Origin of the sequence: Mesorhizobium sp. M7A.F.Ca.MR.148.00.0.0, assembly GCF_003997735.1 — a bacterium.
In the GTDB taxonomy this organism is placed as follows: Bacteria; Pseudomonadota; Alphaproteobacteria; order Rhizobiales; family Rhizobiaceae; genus Mesorhizobium.
On the sequence record NZ_RZTB01000055.1, the window covers coordinates 1 to 16597 of the forward strand.

Annotated in this window: 17 protein-coding genes and 1 pseudogene; all 18 read left to right on the forward strand. The window is 63.5% G+C overall.

Annotation, left to right across the window (positions count from 1 at the left end; translation table 11 throughout):
- Positions 1-866 (forward strand): 3-hydroxyisobutyryl-CoA hydrolase (locus EOB49_RS19835; protein WP_164781745.1); only part of this gene is annotated, 866 nt, incomplete at its 5' end.
- Positions 863-1285: a DUF6163 family protein gene (locus EOB49_RS19840; RefSeq protein ID WP_127272646.1), complete on the forward strand. Its 423-nt coding sequence runs from the start codon at positions 863-865 to the stop codon at positions 1283-1285. The genes EOB49_RS19835 and EOB49_RS19840, both read left to right, overlap by 4 nt.
- A 238-nt stretch (positions 1286-1523) precedes the next feature.
- Positions 1524-2039, forward strand: a complete 516-nt coding sequence (locus EOB49_RS19845) for a winged helix DNA-binding protein (RefSeq protein WP_008875359.1) — start codon at positions 1524-1526, stop codon at positions 2037-2039.
- A 173-nt stretch (positions 2040-2212) separates the two neighbouring features.
- A complete protein-coding gene (locus tag EOB49_RS19850) occupies positions 2213-2623 on the forward strand; it encodes a hypothetical protein (RefSeq protein ID WP_245472763.1) in 411 nt (136 codons plus the stop codon).
- Between the two features lie 358 nt (positions 2624-2981).
- Positions 2982-4235, forward strand: a complete 1254-nt coding sequence (locus EOB49_RS19855) for a L,D-transpeptidase family protein (protein WP_127381988.1) — start codon at positions 2982-2984, stop codon at positions 4233-4235.
- Between the two features lie 142 nt (positions 4236-4377).
- Positions 4378-6024 (forward strand): Na+/H+ antiporter, encoded by a 1647-nt coding sequence (locus EOB49_RS19860; protein WP_127381989.1) that lies wholly within the window; start codon positions 4378-4380, stop codon positions 6022-6024.
- Between the two features lie 179 nt (positions 6025-6203).
- Positions 6204-7517, forward strand: a complete 1314-nt coding sequence (gene glyA, locus EOB49_RS19865) for a serine hydroxymethyltransferase (RefSeq protein WP_013532252.1) — start codon at positions 6204-6206, stop codon at positions 7515-7517.
- A gap of 76 nt (positions 7518-7593) precedes the next feature.
- Positions 7594-8244, forward strand: coding sequence for a hypothetical protein (locus tag EOB49_RS19870; protein WP_127381990.1), 651 nt, complete (start codon positions 7594-7596; stop codon positions 8242-8244).
- A 157-nt stretch (positions 8245-8401) separates the two neighbouring features.
- Positions 8402-8881: a transcriptional regulator NrdR gene (gene nrdR, locus EOB49_RS19875; protein WP_023810227.1), complete on the forward strand. Its 480-nt coding sequence runs from the start codon at positions 8402-8404 to the stop codon at positions 8879-8881.
- Positions 8882-8883: 2 nt separating this feature from the next.
- Entirely contained in the window at positions 8884-9999 is a 1116-nt protein-coding gene (gene ribD, locus EOB49_RS19880; protein WP_127381991.1) for a bifunctional diaminohydroxyphosphoribosylaminopyrimidine deaminase/5-amino-6-(5-phosphoribosylamino)uracil reductase RibD, read from the forward strand.
- A 12-nt stretch (positions 10000-10011) separates the two neighbouring features.
- Positions 10012-10629, forward strand: a complete 618-nt coding sequence (locus tag EOB49_RS19885; RefSeq protein ID WP_127381992.1) for a riboflavin synthase — start codon at positions 10012-10014, stop codon at positions 10627-10629.
- Between the two features lie 255 nt (positions 10630-10884).
- Positions 10885-11379, forward strand: a complete 495-nt coding sequence (gene ribH, locus EOB49_RS19890) for a 6,7-dimethyl-8-ribityllumazine synthase (protein WP_013532245.1) — start codon at positions 10885-10887, stop codon at positions 11377-11379.
- Positions 11376-11876 carry a transcription antitermination factor NusB gene (gene nusB, locus EOB49_RS19895; RefSeq protein ID WP_023798402.1) on the forward strand — a complete coding sequence of 167 codons (501 nt, stop codon included), beginning with the start codon at positions 11376-11378 and terminating at the stop codon, positions 11874-11876. The genes ribH and nusB overlap by 4 nt, the downstream gene beginning before the upstream one ends.
- Positions 11873-13090, forward strand: a complete 1218-nt coding sequence (locus EOB49_RS19900; protein ID WP_127381993.1) for an MFS transporter — start codon at positions 11873-11875, stop codon at positions 13088-13090. The genes nusB and EOB49_RS19900 overlap by 4 nt, the downstream gene beginning before the upstream one ends.
- A gap of 175 nt (positions 13091-13265) precedes the next feature.
- Entirely contained in the window at positions 13266-14177 is a 912-nt protein-coding gene (locus tag EOB49_RS19905) for an ABC transporter substrate-binding protein (protein WP_127381994.1), read from the forward strand.
- Positions 14178-14232: 55 nt separating this feature from the next.
- The gene (locus tag EOB49_RS19910) at positions 14233-15396 is read left to right on the forward strand and encodes an ABC transporter permease (RefSeq protein ID WP_127381995.1); all 1164 of its coding nucleotides are present in this window, start codon (positions 14233-14235) and stop codon (positions 15394-15396) included.
- Positions 15393-16331 (forward strand): ABC transporter ATP-binding protein, encoded by a 939-nt coding sequence (locus tag EOB49_RS19915; protein ID WP_127267858.1) that lies wholly within the window; start codon positions 15393-15395, stop codon positions 16329-16331. The genes EOB49_RS19910 and EOB49_RS19915 overlap by 4 nt, the downstream gene beginning before the upstream one ends.
- Positions 16328-16597: pseudogene (locus tag EOB49_RS37750) on the forward strand (ABC transporter permease); the annotation flags it as partial. The gene EOB49_RS19915 and the pseudogene EOB49_RS37750, both read left to right, overlap by 4 nt.

A 16597-nucleotide genomic window follows, 5' to 3' on the forward strand; every position in this document is an offset into this window, starting at 1 on the left:
AGGGCAGGGCCTTTTCGGCCGGCGGCGATATCCTGCATGTCTATGAGACAGGCCGCGCGGGAAAACCGCCGGTCGAGTTCTTCGCCGATGAATATCGCCTCAATGCCCGCATCAACAGTTTTAGGAAACCTTATGTCGCCCTGATCGACGGTATCGTCATGGGTGGCGGCGTCGGTATCTCCTTCCATGGCTCGCACCGGGTGATGACCGAGAATGCCCAATTTGCCATGCCGGAGGTCGGCATCGGCTTTTTTCCGGATGTTGGCGCCAGCCACCTGCTGCCTGATCTCGGCGGCTCCTTCGGCATGTATCTGGCGCTGACCGGCAATCGCATCCGCTATGGCGATGCGCTGTGGTCGGGGCTGGCCACCCACACCATCAAGGCCGAGGACCAGGCTGGCTTTCTCGACCGCCTGGCGCTGACCGGCGATCCGGAATCGGTGCTGCGCGGCTTCTTCGTGCAGGCAAGGCGCGAAACCGACAGGCCGACGCTGGAGGCGATTGTTCGCCATTTTTCGCAACCGTCCCTGAACCGCGTCATCGACAGCCTCGAGCGTGCGGCCGACGCCGACGAGTTCGCGGCAAAGACACTGGCGACGATCCGCACCCGCTCGCCGACCAGCCTGCGCGTCGCCTGGCGTCAGATCAGCGCCGGACTGACGCTGTCCATGGAAGCCTGCATGAAGATGGAGTTCCGCATCCTCAACCGAATGCTCGCCGGCCATGATTTCTATGAAGGTATCCGCGCCGCCATCATCGACAAGGGCTCGAAGCCGCAATGGCGGCCGGCAAGCCTCGCTGCGGTCAGCGAAGCGGATGTCGACGCCTATTTCGCCCCGCTCGGCGAACGGGAACTCTTGATATGAGCGAGGTGACTTCGAGGCGCGTCGTGCTGCAGCCCTCGGGGGTGGAGGTGATCTTCGCCTGGTTCCAGCGCGTCATATCGGGCTATTGCCTGCTGTTCGGCATTCTCTACTGGATCAGGTTGATCGGCTTTTATCCGGGTACGCTGTGGCGGTTCGACCTGATGCCCGTGCACTGGCAGGTCGCTGCGGTGGTGCTCGCCGTGTTCTTTCCCTTTGCCGCTGCCGGCCTGTGGATGCTGGCGTCCTGGGGGCCGGTGATCTGGTTCATTTGCGCGGTGACCGAGACGGTCATGTATGCCGGCTTTCCCGAGCTATTCGGCCACCGCTTGCTGATTGTCGCCTCGCATGCGGCGGTGGCGCTGCTCTACATCGTCTTCCGTGTCGTCATCTACCTGCAGAAGCGCCCGGTCCGCCACTAAGCCGTTGAACCCATTGGCGGCCCCGCTGTCGCCTCGAATGAGCTCCGCAATCGTTGCCGAAATCTTTAGGTTAATTATCCTTGCTCGGGTGACCGTTCGTTAAGCCTCTTCCGAAACCTCTTACCGGTAAGCTCTTGTTAGCCCTAGCGTTTAAGTCGAATTTTATGAGTATTCGATAGTGTCGCGATCAAGGTGAAAAACAAAAAATCACCAGGGCGACAAACGAGAGGCAAAGACAATGATCAATTCGCGTCCGGCGGCGAAGACCGCCAACGTATCCGACGATCGCCGCGAGGCTATCCGTTCCCTGTACATGGAATCGCTGCAGCTTGTTGAGCGGCTGCACCGCCGCCTGCTTGATGTGATCAAGGACGAATTCGACCGCAACGGCCGTTCCGACATCAATGCCATCCAGGCGCTGCTGCTGTTCAATATCGGCAATTCCGAGCTGACCGCCGGCGAGTTGCGCTCGCGTGGCTACTATCTCGGCTCGAACGTCTCCTACAATCTGAAGAAGCTGGTCGATCTCGGCTTCATCAATCACCAGCGCTCGCGCATCGACCGCCGTTCGGTCCGTGTCTCGCTGACGCCGAAGGGCAACGAGGTGGCGGAGGTCGTTGCCGGCCTCTACGAGCGTCATGTCGGCTCGATCGAGCAGGTCGGCGGCATCAACACCGACGAGTTCAAGCAGATGAACCGTGCTTTGCAGCGGCTCGACCGCTTCTGGAACGACACTATCGCCTACCGGATGTAAGGCGCCGCATCGGATCCGGCCCGCGCCACAGAAACGCGGCCGAAATATCGACCTTCAGTCAGGGCCGGTGCCGAGAGGCATCGGCCTTTTTCTAGCGACTGACGGCGACTTGAGTTCATCTGTTTGTCGGCTGACCGCAACCCCGTGGGCCACGCTTTGCTTTCGCTTCCACAATGCCTAATGTCGCCGCACAAGGGGGCATGATGGGTCGAAGCAGGCGTTTCAAGATCTGTTTTGTCGCGGCGGCGCTACTGCTTGCGTCAGAAACGGCTTTCGCCGAGGAATGGTGGAAGGATGCCTTCGCCATGGAAGGCAGCAGCCCGTGCGACGGCAATGACTCCAGAGTGACGTTCACCGATAAGTCGGTGGAAATGTGGGAAGTCGGCTGCACAATCGACAAATTCCAGAAGATCAAAGGCCTGGACGCCGTCATTTTGGACCTGACTTGCTCGGACGATACCGACAGTGTGGAAAAGAGGCGGGCGCTGCTGCTCAAACTCGATGACAGCAAGATATTGCGTTACCCTGAGAACCAAGTGCTGCAACGATGTTCCGAGTTGGAGGCTCCGGGTTCGAAGCATTGAGCCAGGGTCGTTCGCGGCTGGCTGGGGGTCCTGCCGCGCGGCAGTCGACCCCATGTCGGCGATGGCGCCGACCCGATACCCAGAAGCATCGGTCCGTTCTTTTCGGAATGCCGGTCAGTCGGATTCGGGCGCTAGGCCACGTTGCCGCCATATTCCAGTGGAACCGAGAGTGGCAGTGATGCTGGTGTGAAGACCATGCGTTCACCCGCAATCCTTATCGCGCCTGGGCGCTGTCACACCAAGGTGATACGGAGCATGGTTGGCTAATTGTTAAGATTGCCAATTTTACAGTGCGGGCGAGATCGCCCGGTGATCAACGCAGCAAGTGATCGAACTGCTACAAATGTCGGGAACGTCCATGAGAACCAGCCGTCGTTTTTTCCTCTCCGGAGCCTCCGCGCTCGCAGCCGCGGTGGTCGCCGGCGGCGCCAATGCGCAGGATGTGATCGGTGATATCCTGAAATCCTCAGCGCGCGGCAATTGGGACGACCAGTTCGACGCCCGTGCCAGCGAGGGCGGAAAGGTGGCCTCGACCCTGCCGATCTTCAGTCTGCAGACCGTCGCCTTCACGGAACAGGCGGTCGCGCAGTATCAGAATATTGTCGGGCAGGGTGGCTGGGTCGATGTTCCCGCGACCAAGAAACTGCAGCTCGGCGTCGATGATCCGGATGTGGTGCCATTGCGTAAGCGCCTGATGGTTGCGGGCGACCTGTCGCAGAGCGCCGGCATTTCGACAGCTTTCGACTCCTACGTCGACTCGGCGGTCAAGCGCTTCCAGTTGCGCCATGGCCTGCCGGCCGATGGCTCGATGGGCAAATACACCTATGCGGCGATGAACGTTTCGGCGCAGATCCGGCTTGGCCAGTTGCAGACCAATCTGCAGCGGCTACGCGAAAAGGCCGGCACGCTGGGCAACCGTTATGTGCTGGTCGACATTCCGGCAGCACAGATCGAAGCGGTCGAGAACGACCGCGTCGTGCTTCGCCACACCGCGATCGTCGGCAAGATCGATCGCCAGACGCCGATCGTCAATTCCAAAATCAACGAGATCATCGTCAATCCATACTGGAACGCGCCCGTCTCGATCGTCCGCAAGGACATCATTCCGCTGATGCGGAAGAATCCCGATTATCTGAAGGACAGCCACATCCGCCTGTTCGCGCCGGATGGCAGCGAAGTCGATCCGATGAATGTGGACTGGTCGACCGACGACGCCGCCAAGTACCGTTTCCGCCAGGATCCCGGCTCGGAAAACGCCATGGCCTCGGTGAAGATCAATTTTCCGAGCCCTGACGGCGTCTACATGCACGACACGCCGCAGCAGAGCCTGTTCGGCAAGATGTTGCGTTTCGATTCCTCGGGCTGCGTGCGCGTGCAGAATGTGCGCGACCTCGTCACCTGGATCCTGCGCGACACGCCCGGCTGGGACCGCCAGCATTTCGAGGCGGCGATCAAGACCGGTGAAAACACGCCGATCCAGGTCACCAATCCGGTGCCGGTCCACTTCCTCTATCTCTCGGCCTGGTCGACCGGTCCGGGCGTCGTGCAGTTCCGCGACGACGTCTACGCGCTTGACGGCAACAACGAGCTGCAGATCACGTCTGCGCTATAAACATTTGATTCTTATATAAAAAGGGCCGCCTCTCAGGGCGGCCTTTTTCATTGATTGGCTGCCGCGGCGTTTTTCACGGGACGGGCGGCTGGACGGATCGGCCGGCTTTGCGCATGGTCGGCGGAAAGCCTGGAACCGGACCATGGAAGTCGCCCTCTTCATTCTGGTCGTGCTCGTCTTCGTGGCGCTTTTCGGCGCTCTGGTGCGCCTGGTGCGGGTGCCGTTGCCGGTGCTGCAGATTGCGATCGGTGCCGCTCTTGCCTGGCCAGTTCGCGGCATCCATGTCGAGATCAATCCGGAGCTGTTTCTGCTGGTGTTCATTCCGCCGCTGCTGTTCGGCGATGCCTATGGCGCGCCGAAGCGTGAACTGATGGCGCTGCGCCGACCGATCCTGGATCTGGCCATAGGGCTGGTCTTCTTCACCATCGTCGGCTTCGGCTACGCCTTGCATTGGCTGGTGCCGAGCATCCCTCTGGTGGTCGCTTTTGCGCTTGCCGCGGTGCTGTCGCCGACCGACGCGGTGGCGGTGTCCTCGATCGTCGACAGGAATGTCGTCCCGGCGCGGCTGATGCACATTCTGGAAGGCGAGTCGCTGCTCAACGATGCGTCGGGGCTGGTCATGTTCCGCTTTGCCGTCGCGGCGGTGCTGACCGGCAGCTTTTCCCTTGCGGCGGCTTCGCTCAGTTTTTTCTATGCCGTGGCGATGGGCATCCTGATCGGCGTGGCGGCGCTGTTCGTTGCCGCCAAGCTGCTGCAACTGCTCAACCGGATCGGCGGCGTGCCGGCCGAGGCGCAGGTGCTGGTGATGGTCCTGCTGCCCTTCATAGCCTATCTCGGCGCCGAGCATGTCGGAGCTTCCGGCATCCTGGCGGCTGTTACCGCCGGCCTGCTCACCGGCGGCTCCGGCGTGTTTCGCTTCCTCGGCGTCTCTGCGCGCATGCAGACGATGTCGCTGTGGACGACGCTTTCCTTCGTTTTCAACGGCGCTCTCTTCATCGTGCTCGGCCTGCAGCTTCCCGACATCATCCGCCATGTGCCGCCGGAACTCATGAGCCTGCACCCGATCATCCAGCCGATCGCGACCGTCATCGCGCTGACGCTGTGCCTGATCGCGTTGCGCTTCCTGTGGATCTGGGTGGGCGATATCGCCGCCGGCATCGCTGCGAGTCTGGGCAAGCGCAAGGTGGAGCCGTTCGGGCTGCGCGTGCGGCTCGCCGGTTCGGTGGCCGGTGTGCGCGGCGCCATTACGCTGGCCGGCATCCTGTCACTGCCGCTCGCCATGCCGGACGGCTCGCCGTTTCCGGCGCGCGACCTGGTCATTTTCCTGGCCGCCGGCGTCATCATCTGCTCGCTGGTCATCGCCAGCCTCGCTCTGCCGACGATCGCCAGGGGGCTGGTCGAGCCCGGTGAGGATGCCGGCGCCGCCGAGGAGCGCCTGGCGCGCGTGGGCGCCGCCAAGGCGGCAATCGCGCGCATCGAGAGCATTGCCGGAGCCGCCGATGATGAGGGAGGCGAGGTGCCCGGCGCCAGGCTTGCCGCTGCCGACAGCATCGTCGCCGGCTACCGGCGCCGCATCGCCGCCTCGGACGAAGCCGATGAGGCCCGCGCCGAGGCGCGCGAAGCCGGAAGGCTGGAGCTCGAATTGAGATTTGCGGGCATCGAAGCCGAGCGCGAGGCCGTGCGCGCCATGTTTCGCAGCGGCGAGATCAACGACCATACGTCGCAAGCGCTGTTTACCGAGATCACGCTCACCGAGGCCTTGCTGAAAGGCCGGAAGGCTCGGAAATAACGACCCGCGGGCCAGGCTGGCGCAATCCGGCCAGCAAATTTCGCGCCGCAAACGTGGCGGGGCGAAAACAACTGTGTTAATGGCGCGGCAAATGCATGTCGCCCAAAAGTGTGCAGCGGTTTTGGGACAACGACATGCATAAATCAAAAATTGCCCCCGAACCTCGAGGATTTCAGGCCATGGCAACAGCAGCGGCAGTGTCGAACAAATTCGAATCCTTCTTCGAAACCACGCTGGCCGATGCCGATCCGGAGATTTTCGGCGCCATCCGCAACGAACTCGGTCGCCAGCGCCACGAGATCGAGCTGATCGCCTCGGAAAACATTGTTTCCCGCGCCGTGCTTGAAGCGCAGGGCTCGATCATGACCAACAAGTACGCCGAGGGCTATCCGGGTAAACGCTACTATGGCGGCTGCCAGTTCGTCGACGTGGCCGAGGAACTGGCCATCGAGCGCGCCAAGAAGCTGTTCGGCTGCAACTTCGCCAACGTCCAGCCGAATTCCGGCAGCCAGATGAACCAGGCCGTGTTCCTGGCGCTCTTGCAGCCGGGCGACACGTTCATGGGCCTCGACCTCAATTCCGGCGGCCATCTGACCCACGGTTCGCCGGTTAACATGAGCGGCAAATGGTTCAAGGTCGTCTCCTATGGCGTGCGCCAGGACGACCATCTGCTCGACATGGATGCCATCGAGAAGACCGCGCATGAGACCAAGCCGAAGCTGATCCTGGCCGGCGGCACCGCCTATTCGCGCGTCTGGGACTGGAAGCGTTTTCGCGAGATCGCCGACGCGGTCGGCGCCTATCTTATGGTCGACATGGCGCACATCGCCGGCCTCGTCGCCGGCGGCGTGCATCCGTCGCCGCTGCCGCATGCCCATGTCGTGACCACCACGACGCACAAGTCGTTGCGCGGCCCGCGCGGCGGCATGATCCTGTGCAATGACGAGGACATCGCCAAGAAGATGAATTCGGCGGTGTTCCCCGGCTTGCAGGGCGGCCCGCTGATGCATGTCATCGCTGCCAAGGCTGTCGCTTTCGGCGAAGCGCTGAAGCCGAGTTTCAAGGTCTATGCCGAGAGCGTTGCCGCCAACGCCAAGGCGCTGGCCTCCAGCCTCAAGGAGACTGGTCTCGACATCGTCTCCGGCGGCACCGACAACCATCTCATGCTGGTGGACCTCAGGCCCAAGAACGCCACCGGCAAGCGCGCCGAGGCGGCGCTCGGCCGCGCCAACATCACCTGCAACAAGAACGGCATTCCGTTCGACCCGGAAAAGCCTTTCGTCACCTCGGGCGTGCGTCTCGGCACCCCGGCCGGCACCACGCGCGGCTTCGGCCAGGCCGAATTCCGCGAGATCGGCAAGCTGATCGCCGAAGTGCTGGACGGTCTCAAGGTTGCGAATTCCGACGAGGGCAATGCCGCTGTCGAAGCTGCGGTCAAGGCCAAGGTCGTGGCGCTGACCGATCGCTTCCCGCTCTATCCCTATCTCGGCTGACGCGATAGGAAGTCTTACCGCCTGCTGCAACGACAAGCGTCGTTTCAGCAGGCCGGGGCGACCGGCAGGAGCCTTGATGATGCGACCATTTCGTTTCGCCGACCTTGGTGCCGTTGGCGCTCTGGCCGCTTTGATCGCCGCGCCTTTCCCCGGCATCGCCTTGGCGCAAACCGCCTCTGCTCAACCCGCGCCCGCGCAACCCGCACCTCAGGCCGAGCCGGCGGCGCCCGCCCAGGTGGCACCCAAGCTCGAAACGTTCGGCAGATGGTCGACCCTGGTCGACGAGGTCGACACCGGTGAGGATCTGCGCAAGACCTGCGCGGCCTCGACCGCCTTTATCGGCGCGGGCGGCGTGCCCGGTACCTTGACGCTCGTCATCACGAACGGCGATGCACTGCCGCCGGATGCCTACCCCTCCATAACCATCGCCGTCGACAACAAGGGTCTGCCGGCCGGCAAGTCGATTGCCGCCACCTTCGGCGACGACAAGGGCCGTGTCGCCGCCAAACTCCATTCCGATGGCGCCCTCAACGGCCGGCTCAGCTGGACCGTGGACAATCAGGCCAAGATCAGCCTGGCGCTCTTGCGCGCCATGCGCCGGGCATCGGTGCTTGATGTCTCCTTTGGCGACGCACCTGTTGGAAGCATATCCATGGACGGCTTCACCAAGGCCTATCGCAGCCTCGGTGCATCGTGCGGATTCCCGACCGCCGACGTAGCTCCCTGAAAACATCGGTACGCGGTGCGGCTGCCTGGCGAGGCTGGCAATCCTGCTTGCGCCTCGCTATCTCTGAAGGGCAAGGGGCTGTTGGCGACACTTTGCCATCGCTGCAAAAACCTCTAAGCCTTTCGCTTCACCAGATTCGCCAACCAAAGGCTTCTCTATGCGCTGTCCCTATTGCCAGTCTGAAGATACGCAGGTGAAGGATTCGCGCCCCGCAGAGGATGGCGCGGCGATCCGCAGGCGGCGTGTCTGCCCCGATTGCGGCGGTCGCTTCACCACCTTCGAGCGCGTGCAGTTGCGCGACCTCGTCGTGGTCAAGAAATCGGGCCGCAAAGTGCCTTTCGACCGCGACAAGCTGCTGCGTTCGGTGGAGATCGCCGTGCGCAAGCGCAATGTCGACCCCGAGCGCATCGACCGCGCGGTGACCGGCATCGTGCGCCAGCTCGAAAGTTCCGGCGAGACTGAGGTTGCTTCGGGAGAAGTCGGCCGGCTGGTCATGGAAGCGCTGAAGTCGCTCGACGATGTCGCCTATGTCCGCTTCGCCTCGGTCTACCGCAATTTTCGCGAGGCCAAGGATTTCCATGAATTGCTGGGCGAGCTCAAGGGCGACGAAATCAAGGGTGAAGAGGAAGCCAGCTGAGCATGACTGCAAGCGAACAGGCCGCCCTTGATCGCCGCTTCATGGCGGCGGCACTCAGACTGTCGCGAAAAAATGCCGGGCGCACCGCGACCAATCCGTCCGTCGGCACGCTGATCGTGCGCGATGATGGCAACGGTCCGATGATCGTCGGCACCGGCGTCACCGCTGTCGGCGGCCGCCCGCATGCCGAGACCGAGGCCCTGGCCGAGGCCGGCGACCTCGCGCGCGGCGCCACCGCTTACGTCACGCTGGAGCCTTGCGCCCATCACGGCCGCACGCCGCCTTGCGCCAACGCGCTGGTCAATGCCGGTGTCGCGCGCGTCGTCGGTGCGGCCAGCGATCCCGATTCGCGCGTGTCCGGCAAGGGCTACGCGATCCTGCGTGCCGCCGGTGTCGAGGTGGTGGAGAAGGTGTTGGCCGAGCAAGCCGCCGAGCAGATGGCCGGCTATTTGATCCGATCATTAAGAAAACGCCCGGAAGTGATTCTTAAGCTTGCGCTTTCCAGCGACGGCAAGATCGGCAGGGAAGGCGGTGGGCAGGTGTCGATCACCGGAGATATCGCGCGCCGCGAAGTGTATCTGATGCGGGCCGAGGCGGATGGCATACTGGTTGGTATCGGCACGGCCCTTGAGGACGATCCGGCCCTGACGGTGCGTTTGCCGGGGCTGGAGAACCGTTCGCCTGCCCGCATCGTGCTCGACCGCCAGATCCGGTTGCCGGAGGCCTCGAAGCTGGTTTCGGGCGTCGACCGGGTGCCGCTCTATGTCGCCGCCTGCCTGGAGGCCGATCCGCTGCGGCGCGCAGCACTCGAACGCGCCGGCGTCCGCTTCATCGGCACCGAGACGCACGAGGGCGGCGTAGCCTTGCCGGAATTGCTCGAGGATCTGGCCGCGCTCGGCATGGCCAGCGTGCTGGTCGAGGGCGGCGCCAGGGTGGCGAGCGCCTTCCTGGCCGATGGGTTGGTCGACCGCATTGTGCTGTTCCAGGGGCCGGAAGCGATCGGCGACGACGGCATTGCATCGCCGATCGATGCCGAACATATCCCGGCAGGATTTCGCAAGCTGCGCGTGATGCGTTTCGGCGAAGACAGCTACGCCGAGTGGATAAGAGACCTCTAGGGATCAACACCGATGTTCACCGGAATTGTCACCGATATCGGCACTGTCGCTTCCGTCAAGCCGCTCAGGGAAGGGGTGGGGCTGCGCATCGACACAGCCTATGACCCGCAGAACATCGCCATCGGCGCCTCGATCTCCTGCGGCGGCGTCTGCCTGACGGTGACGGCCTTGCCCGACAGCGGCTCGAATGCGCGCTGGTTCGAGGTCGAGGCTTGGGAAGAGGCGCTCAGGCTGACGACGGCCTCGGGCTGGAAATCCGGCACCAAGGTCAATCTGGAGCGGGCGCTGAAGATCGGCGACGAACTCGGCGGCCACATCGTTTCGGGCCATGTCGACGGCATGGCCGAGATCGTCGAGCGCAAGGATGAGGGCGACGCGGTGCGCTTCACGCTGGAGGCGCCGCGCGACCTGGCGAAGTTTATCGCGCCCAAGGGTTCGGTCGCGCTCGACGGCACCTCGCTCACCGTCAACAAGGTCGAAGGCACCCGCTTCGACGTGCTGCTGATCCACCATTCGCTGACCGTGACCACCTGGGGTGAGCGCAAGGTCAGTGACCGCGTCAATCTCGAGATCGACACCATGGCCCGTTACGCGGCGCGGCTGGTGGAGGCGACGAAAGAGGGGCTTTGATGGTCAGGAATAGACGGATCTCGGCTGTACCGGAAGAGGAATACCGGCGACGGACGCTCGAGGCCTTGGCCGATGTGGACGCTGGTCGTGTGATTGATCATCAGGCCGTGCTGGCTTGGGTTGAGAGCCTCGACGGCCATCTCAAAAACGAGGTTGGTGAACCTGAATAGGTCGGCAAACCGGGCGTGCGCAACATCTTCGCTTGCGATGAACCCGGCTTCGGCCTAAGTCACCGGCAACTCCCCGGAGACTTTTATGGCTGGTACATCCCAACACGGCAAAGCCTTCATTCGTCCGAAGGCGAAGGCGCATCTGCTTATTGTCGAAGCGCGCTTTCACGACGACCTTGCCGACGCGCTGCTCGACGGCGCGACAAGCGCGCTCGATGAAGCGGGCGCGACTTATGATGTCGTCACCGTTCCAGGTTCGCTCGAGATCCCCGCGGTGATCACCTTTGCACTGGACGGCGCAACGGAAGGCGGCACACATTATGATGGCTTTGTCGCGCTCGGCACCGTCGTCCGCGGCGACACCTATCATTTCGACATTGTCGCCAATGAATCCAGCCGAGCGCTCATGGATTTGAGCGTGCAGGACTCTGTCTGCATCGGCAATGGCATCCTCACCACCGAGAATGACGCCCAGGCCTGGACTCGCGCCAAGCGCTCGGAAGGCGACAAGGGCGGCTTTGCCGCGCGTGCGGCGCTGACCATGATTGCCCTCAAGGAACAACTGGGAGCGCGATCGTGAGCGAACCCGCTTCGCCCGGCCAGCCCGCGGTGCGCCACGCCAACAAGCGCGGCGCTGCCCGTCTGGCCGCCGTGCAGGCGCTCTATCAGATGGATGTCGCCGGCAGCGGTGTCTTCGAGATCACCGCCGAATATGAGGCCTTTCGTCTCGGCAAGGAAGTCGACGGCGCGCTCTATCGCGAGGCCGATGCGCAATGGTTTCGCGCCATCCTGGCGGGTGTCGTCGAGAACCAGAAGACCATCGATCCGATCATCCGCCAGGCGCTGACCGAGGACTGGCCCCTGTCGCGGCTGGATTCGACGCTGCGCGCCATCCTGCGCGCCGGCGTCTACGAACTGATGAAGCGCGAGGATGTCCCCGTCGCCGTCATCGTCTCCGAATATGTCGACATCGCCAAGGCCTTCTACGAGGAAGACGAGCCGAAGCTGGTCAATGCCGTGCTCGACCGTGTGTCTCGCCGGGTGCGTGGCGAGGGGCGCGGCAAGGACGCATCATGACGGCGATCGCCCTCGAGACTGGTCAGGAGGCGCGCCGCACCGCGCTGATCCTCGCCGCCTCGCAGGCGATCATCGGCTCGGCGGCCCCCATCGCTATCTCCGTGGGCGCGCTGGCTGGGCAATATCTGCTTGGTCCCGACAAGTCATTGGCGACAGCGCCGATCACCGGCTTCAACATCGGCGTGGCGCTCGGCGCGCTGCCTGCAGCGGCCATCATCCGCAGCATGGGCCAGCGAAGCGGTTTCATGACCGGCACGATCGTCACGGCGCTTGGTGGCCTGATCGCCACCCTGGCGCTTTTTCAAGGCGGCTTCTGGCTGTTTGCCTTCGGCTTGCTCACGATCGGTGTCGGCGGCGCCTTCGTCCAGCAGTTCCGCTTCGCCGCCGCCGACAACGCACCGCCTGAATTCAAGGCGCGCGCCATCTCCTTCGTGCTGGCCGGCGGCGTCGTCACCGCCATCCTCGGGCCGCAGATCGTCATCTTCACCCGCGAATTGCTTGCGCCGGTCATGTTTGCCGGTTCGTTCATCTCCATCCTGCCGCTGGCCGCCGTCGGCGCCATCATCCTGTCGTTCCTGCGGCTGCCGCCGAAAGCATCCGGCAAGGTGGAGATCGCCGACAGCGACGCCAGACCACTGGCTGAAATCATCACGCAGCCGCGTTTCGTCGCCGCGCTTTTCTGCGCGGTCGGCAGCTATGCGCTGATGAGCTTCGTCATGACGGGCGCACCGCTGGCCATGGTCGGTTGCGGCCTTTCGGAAAACGACGCGACGCTCGGCATCTCCTGGCACGTCATGGCGATGTTCGCGCCGAGCTTCTTCACCGGCTCGCTGATCCATCGCTTCGGCGCCGAACGCATTGTGGCCACCGGCCTGATCCTGCTCATCGGCTGCGCCATTGTCGCTCTGTCGGGCCTGGCGCTGTGGCAGTTCTGGACGTCGCTGATCCTGCTGGGCCTTGGCTGGAACTTCGGCTTCATCGGCGCGACCGCGATGGTTGCCGCCACCTACCGGCCGTCGGAAAAGGGCAAGGTGCAAGGCTTCCACGACTTCGTCCTGTTCGGCTCCGTCGCCTGCGCCTCGCTGATGTCGGGCATGGTCTACAACGCCTGGGGCTGGGAGATGCTGAACTGGATAGTCTTTCCGGTCACCGTCCTGTGCTTCGTGGCGCTCGGCGCGCTCAAGCTGACGAGCTTGCGCAAAGCTGAAGCCTGATCCATCCGCCGTTTCACCTGACACGCGCTGTCAGCACGATGTCGGCCGAATTTACCGCTTCGGAACAAAAATATTGCGTCTGTACCTATTGTTATGAAACCGTGTGCCCCGACTGGCCGTTGAAGCCATGCTCATATGCGGTCACCGCGTTCGGTTCATAGCAAGGGGTTTCACAATGTTTTCAGTCAAGTTTCTGGCCGGCGCGGCATTGGCGCTCGGCATCACGGTGGCTTCCGCCAATGCCCAGGTGGTTGTCTCTTCCAAGATCGACACAGAGGGCGGCGTGCTGGGTAACATCATCCAGCTCGTGCTCAACGCCAACAACATCAAGACATCGGACCGTATCCAGCTCGGTGGCACGCCGGTGGTGCGCAAGGCGATCACCGCCGGCGAGATCGACATCTATCCCGAATATACCGGCAACGCCGCTTTCTTCTTCGAAAAGGCCGACGACCCGGTCTGGAAAGACGCCGCCAAGGCCTATGAAACGGCCAAGAAGCTCGACTACGACGCCAACAAGATCGTCTGGCTGTCGCCGTCGCCCGCAAACAACACCTGGGCGATCGCGCTTCGCAAGGAAGTCGCCGAGACCAACAAGCTCGCCACGCTTACCGACTTCGGCAAATATGTCGCGGGCGGCGGTCAGGTGGTGCTGGCGGCTTCCGCCGAGTTCGTCAATTCGGCGGCCGCACTTCCGGCTTTCCAGACCACCTATGGCTTCACGCTGAAGCCTGAGCAATTGATCACCCTCTCGGGCGGCGACACGGCGGCAACCATCGCAGCGGCCGCCAACCAGACCAATGGCGCCAATGCGGCCATGGTCTACGGCACCGATGGCGGCATCGCACCGTCCGGGCTCGTCGTGCTCGACGACGACCAGGGCGTGCAGCCGGTCTACCAGCCGGCGCCGATCATCCGCGAAGCGGTGCTGAAGGAGCATCCCGAGATCGAGACGCTGTTGAAGCCGGTTTTCGCCAAGCTCGACCTCGTCACCCTGCAGGAACTGAACGGTCGCGTGCAGGTCGGCGGCGAGCCGGTCAAGGGCGTCGCCGAGGACTTCCTGAAGAAGAACGGCTTCCTGAAGTAGGACGATTCCGGCGCGCCGCTTTCGTGGCGCGCCGGATCGACTGACGGGGCAGGGCGTGAACATCCGCTTCGACAAGCTCGGCGTGGTCATCGCCGCGATATCAGCCTATGCGGCCTTCGCCGCCCCCTTTGCCACGTTCCGTGCCAACCGCATCGTCCCCGGCCAGGCGCGCTCGATTCTCGAGGCGCTGCCGGCAACGACCGGGACGCTGCTGCTCGCCATCATTGTCGCCGCAGCACTCATTGCGCTGTTCAAGACACCACTTGTGCTGCGCCTTGCCGCCAGCGTGATGGCGCTTGCCGCGCTCGCGCTGCTGATCGGTGTCGCCGGAACATTTCTCACGCCGGCGGGCAACACCTTCGCCAGAGTTTCGCCAGCCTCCGGTTTCTGGATTCTGATCTTTGCCTTCACGCTTTTGCTCGCCGACGTGCTGACAAGGCTGAACCTGTCGCCATTGGCGCGGGTTGGCGTGCTTGTGGTCGCGGCTTTGGCGATCGGGCTGCTGTTGATTTCGGGAAGCTGGGACAATCTGTCGATCCTGAAGGAATATTTCAACCGCGCCGACAGTTTCTGGGCAGAGGGCTCCAAGCATGTAACGCTGGCGCTAGGATCGCTGCTTGCGGCGGTGGTCGTCGGCCTGCCACTCGGCATTCTCTGCCATCGCGTCGAAAGTCTGCGCGCCGGCGTTCTCAACGTGCTCAACATCATCCAGACCATTCCCTCGATCGCGCTGTTCGGCCTTTTGATCGCGCCGCTCGGCTGGGTTGCCACGCATGTGCCGGGAGCTGCCGCGCTCGGCATTCGCGGCATCGGCACCGCACCGGCTTTTGTGGCGCTGTTCCTCTACTCGCTGCTGCCGGTAGTGGCCAACACCGTGGTCGGTCTGGCCGGCGTGTCGCGCGCGGCCAACGACGCGGCGCGCGGCATGGGCATGACCGACAGGCAGCGCCTGTTCGGCGTCGAGTTTCCGCTGGCTTTTCCTGTCATCCTCACCGGCATCCGCATCGTCTTGGTGCAGAACATCGGCCTCGCCACCATTGCCGCGCTGATCGGCGGCGGCGGTTTCGGCGTGTTCGTCTTCCAGGGTGTGGGCCAGACGGCGATGGACCTTGTGCTGCTTGGCGCGGTGCCAACGGTCGCGCTCGCCTTTGCCGCCGCCATCATCCTCGATGCGGTGATCGAAATGACCGCCACCAGGCGCAGGGTTGAAACGGCATGATCGAGATCGAAGGCATCACCAAGCGCTATGACGCGACGACCGTGGTCGATGACGTGTCGATGGTCATCGAGCCGCGCACCATCGCCGTCATTGTCGGCACGTCCGGTTCCGGCAAGACGACGCTGCTGCGCATGATCAACCGGCTGGTCGAGCCGACTTCGGGCATCATCAAGCTCGACGGCGCCGACAATCGTTCGCTGCCCGGCTACGAGCTGCGCCGCAGCATCGGCTACGCTATCCAGGGGCACGGCCTGTTTCCGCATCGCACGGTGGCACAGAACATTGCCACCGTGCCGGTGCTGCTTGGCTGGGACAAGGACCGTATCAAGGCCCGGGTCGACGAGCTGATGACGCTCTATCAGCTCGATCCCGAAGCCTTCGGGCCTCGCTATCCGCACGAACTGTCCGGCGGCCAGCAGCAGCGCGTCGGTGTTGCCCGCGCACTCGCCGCCGAACCCAACGTGCTGTTGATGGACGAACCGTTCGGCGCCCTCGACCCGATCATCCGCACCAAGGCGCAGGAAGATCTGCTGGCGATCCAGAAGCGCTTCGGCACCACCATCATCCTCGTCACCCACGACATGGAAGAGGCCGTGCATATGGGCGACAAGATCGCGGTCATGGATGCCGGCAAGCTGGTGCAATACGCCAAGCCGGCCGAGATCCTGGCAAAGCCGGCAAGCGCCTTCGTCGAGACCCTGGTTGGCGCCAGCGAAAGGCCGTTCCGGTTGCTGTCGCTCGGCCGGGTCCGCGATGCCGTGGAGAAGGGCTCCGCCGAAGGTGAGGCGATCCCCGGCGATGCGAGCCAGCGCGACGCGCTGGCCGAATTGTTGTGGTCGGGCCGGCCGGCGCTGCCGGTCAAAGGCGCCGACGGCAAGCCGCTTGGCCGCGTGACCGTCGAAGGGCTGGTGAAGCGCGCGGCGAGGCCGGCATGAAGGCCTGGCTTCCATCGCTGCTCAGGCTAGCATTGGTGGTGCTGCTTGTCGCCTTCGTCACCAATCCCGGGTGGTTCGTGCCGCTGCTGAAGCCGCTGACCGAAAACAATGCGCCGGTGATCTACAACCAGGGCAGCCTGCTGACGCTGACATTGCTGCACTTACGCACGGTTCTGATCGCCACCGTGGCGGCAACCGTCGTTGCGGTGGCGCTTGCCATCCTGGTCACCAGGCCGGCCGGCGCCGAATTCCTGCCGCTATCCCGC

What these genes read in the sequence shown, in the direction of transcription:
- EOB49_RS19840 (WP_127272646.1), top strand. Translation starts at nt 863, where the DNA reads ATGAGCGAGGTGACTTCGAGGCGCGTCGTGCTGCAGCCCTCGGGGGTG.
- EOB49_RS19845 (WP_008875359.1), top strand. Translation starts at nt 1,524, where the DNA reads ATGATCAATTCGCGTCCGGCGGCGAAGACCGCCAACGTATCCGACGAT.
- EOB49_RS19850 (WP_245472763.1), top strand. Translation starts at nt 2,213, where the DNA reads ATGCCTAATGTCGCCGCACAAGGGGGCATGATGGGTCGAAGCAGGCGT.
- EOB49_RS19855 (WP_127381988.1), top strand. Translation starts at nt 2,982, where the DNA reads ATGAGAACCAGCCGTCGTTTTTTCCTCTCCGGAGCCTCCGCGCTCGCA.
- EOB49_RS19860 (WP_127381989.1), top strand. Translation starts at nt 4,378, where the DNA reads ATGGAAGTCGCCCTCTTCATTCTGGTCGTGCTCGTCTTCGTGGCGCTT.
- glyA (WP_013532252.1), top strand. Translation starts at nt 6,204, where the DNA reads ATGGCAACAGCAGCGGCAGTGTCGAACAAATTCGAATCCTTCTTCGAA.
- EOB49_RS19870 (WP_127381990.1), top strand. Translation starts at nt 7,594, where the DNA reads ATGATGCGACCATTTCGTTTCGCCGACCTTGGTGCCGTTGGCGCTCTG.
- nrdR (WP_023810227.1), top strand. Translation starts at nt 8,402, where the DNA reads ATGCGCTGTCCCTATTGCCAGTCTGAAGATACGCAGGTGAAGGATTCG.
- ribD (WP_127381991.1), top strand. Translation starts at nt 8,884, where the DNA reads ATGACTGCAAGCGAACAGGCCGCCCTTGATCGCCGCTTCATGGCGGCG.
- EOB49_RS19885 (WP_127381992.1), top strand. Translation starts at nt 10,012, where the DNA reads ATGTTCACCGGAATTGTCACCGATATCGGCACTGTCGCTTCCGTCAAG.
- ribH (WP_013532245.1), top strand. Translation starts at nt 10,885, where the DNA reads ATGGCTGGTACATCCCAACACGGCAAAGCCTTCATTCGTCCGAAGGCG.
- EOB49_RS19900 (WP_127381993.1), top strand. Translation starts at nt 11,873, where the DNA reads ATGACGGCGATCGCCCTCGAGACTGGTCAGGAGGCGCGCCGCACCGCG.
- EOB49_RS19905 (WP_127381994.1), top strand. Translation starts at nt 13,266, where the DNA reads ATGTTTTCAGTCAAGTTTCTGGCCGGCGCGGCATTGGCGCTCGGCATC.
- EOB49_RS19915 (WP_127267858.1), top strand. Translation starts at nt 15,393, where the DNA reads ATGATCGAGATCGAAGGCATCACCAAGCGCTATGACGCGACGACCGTG.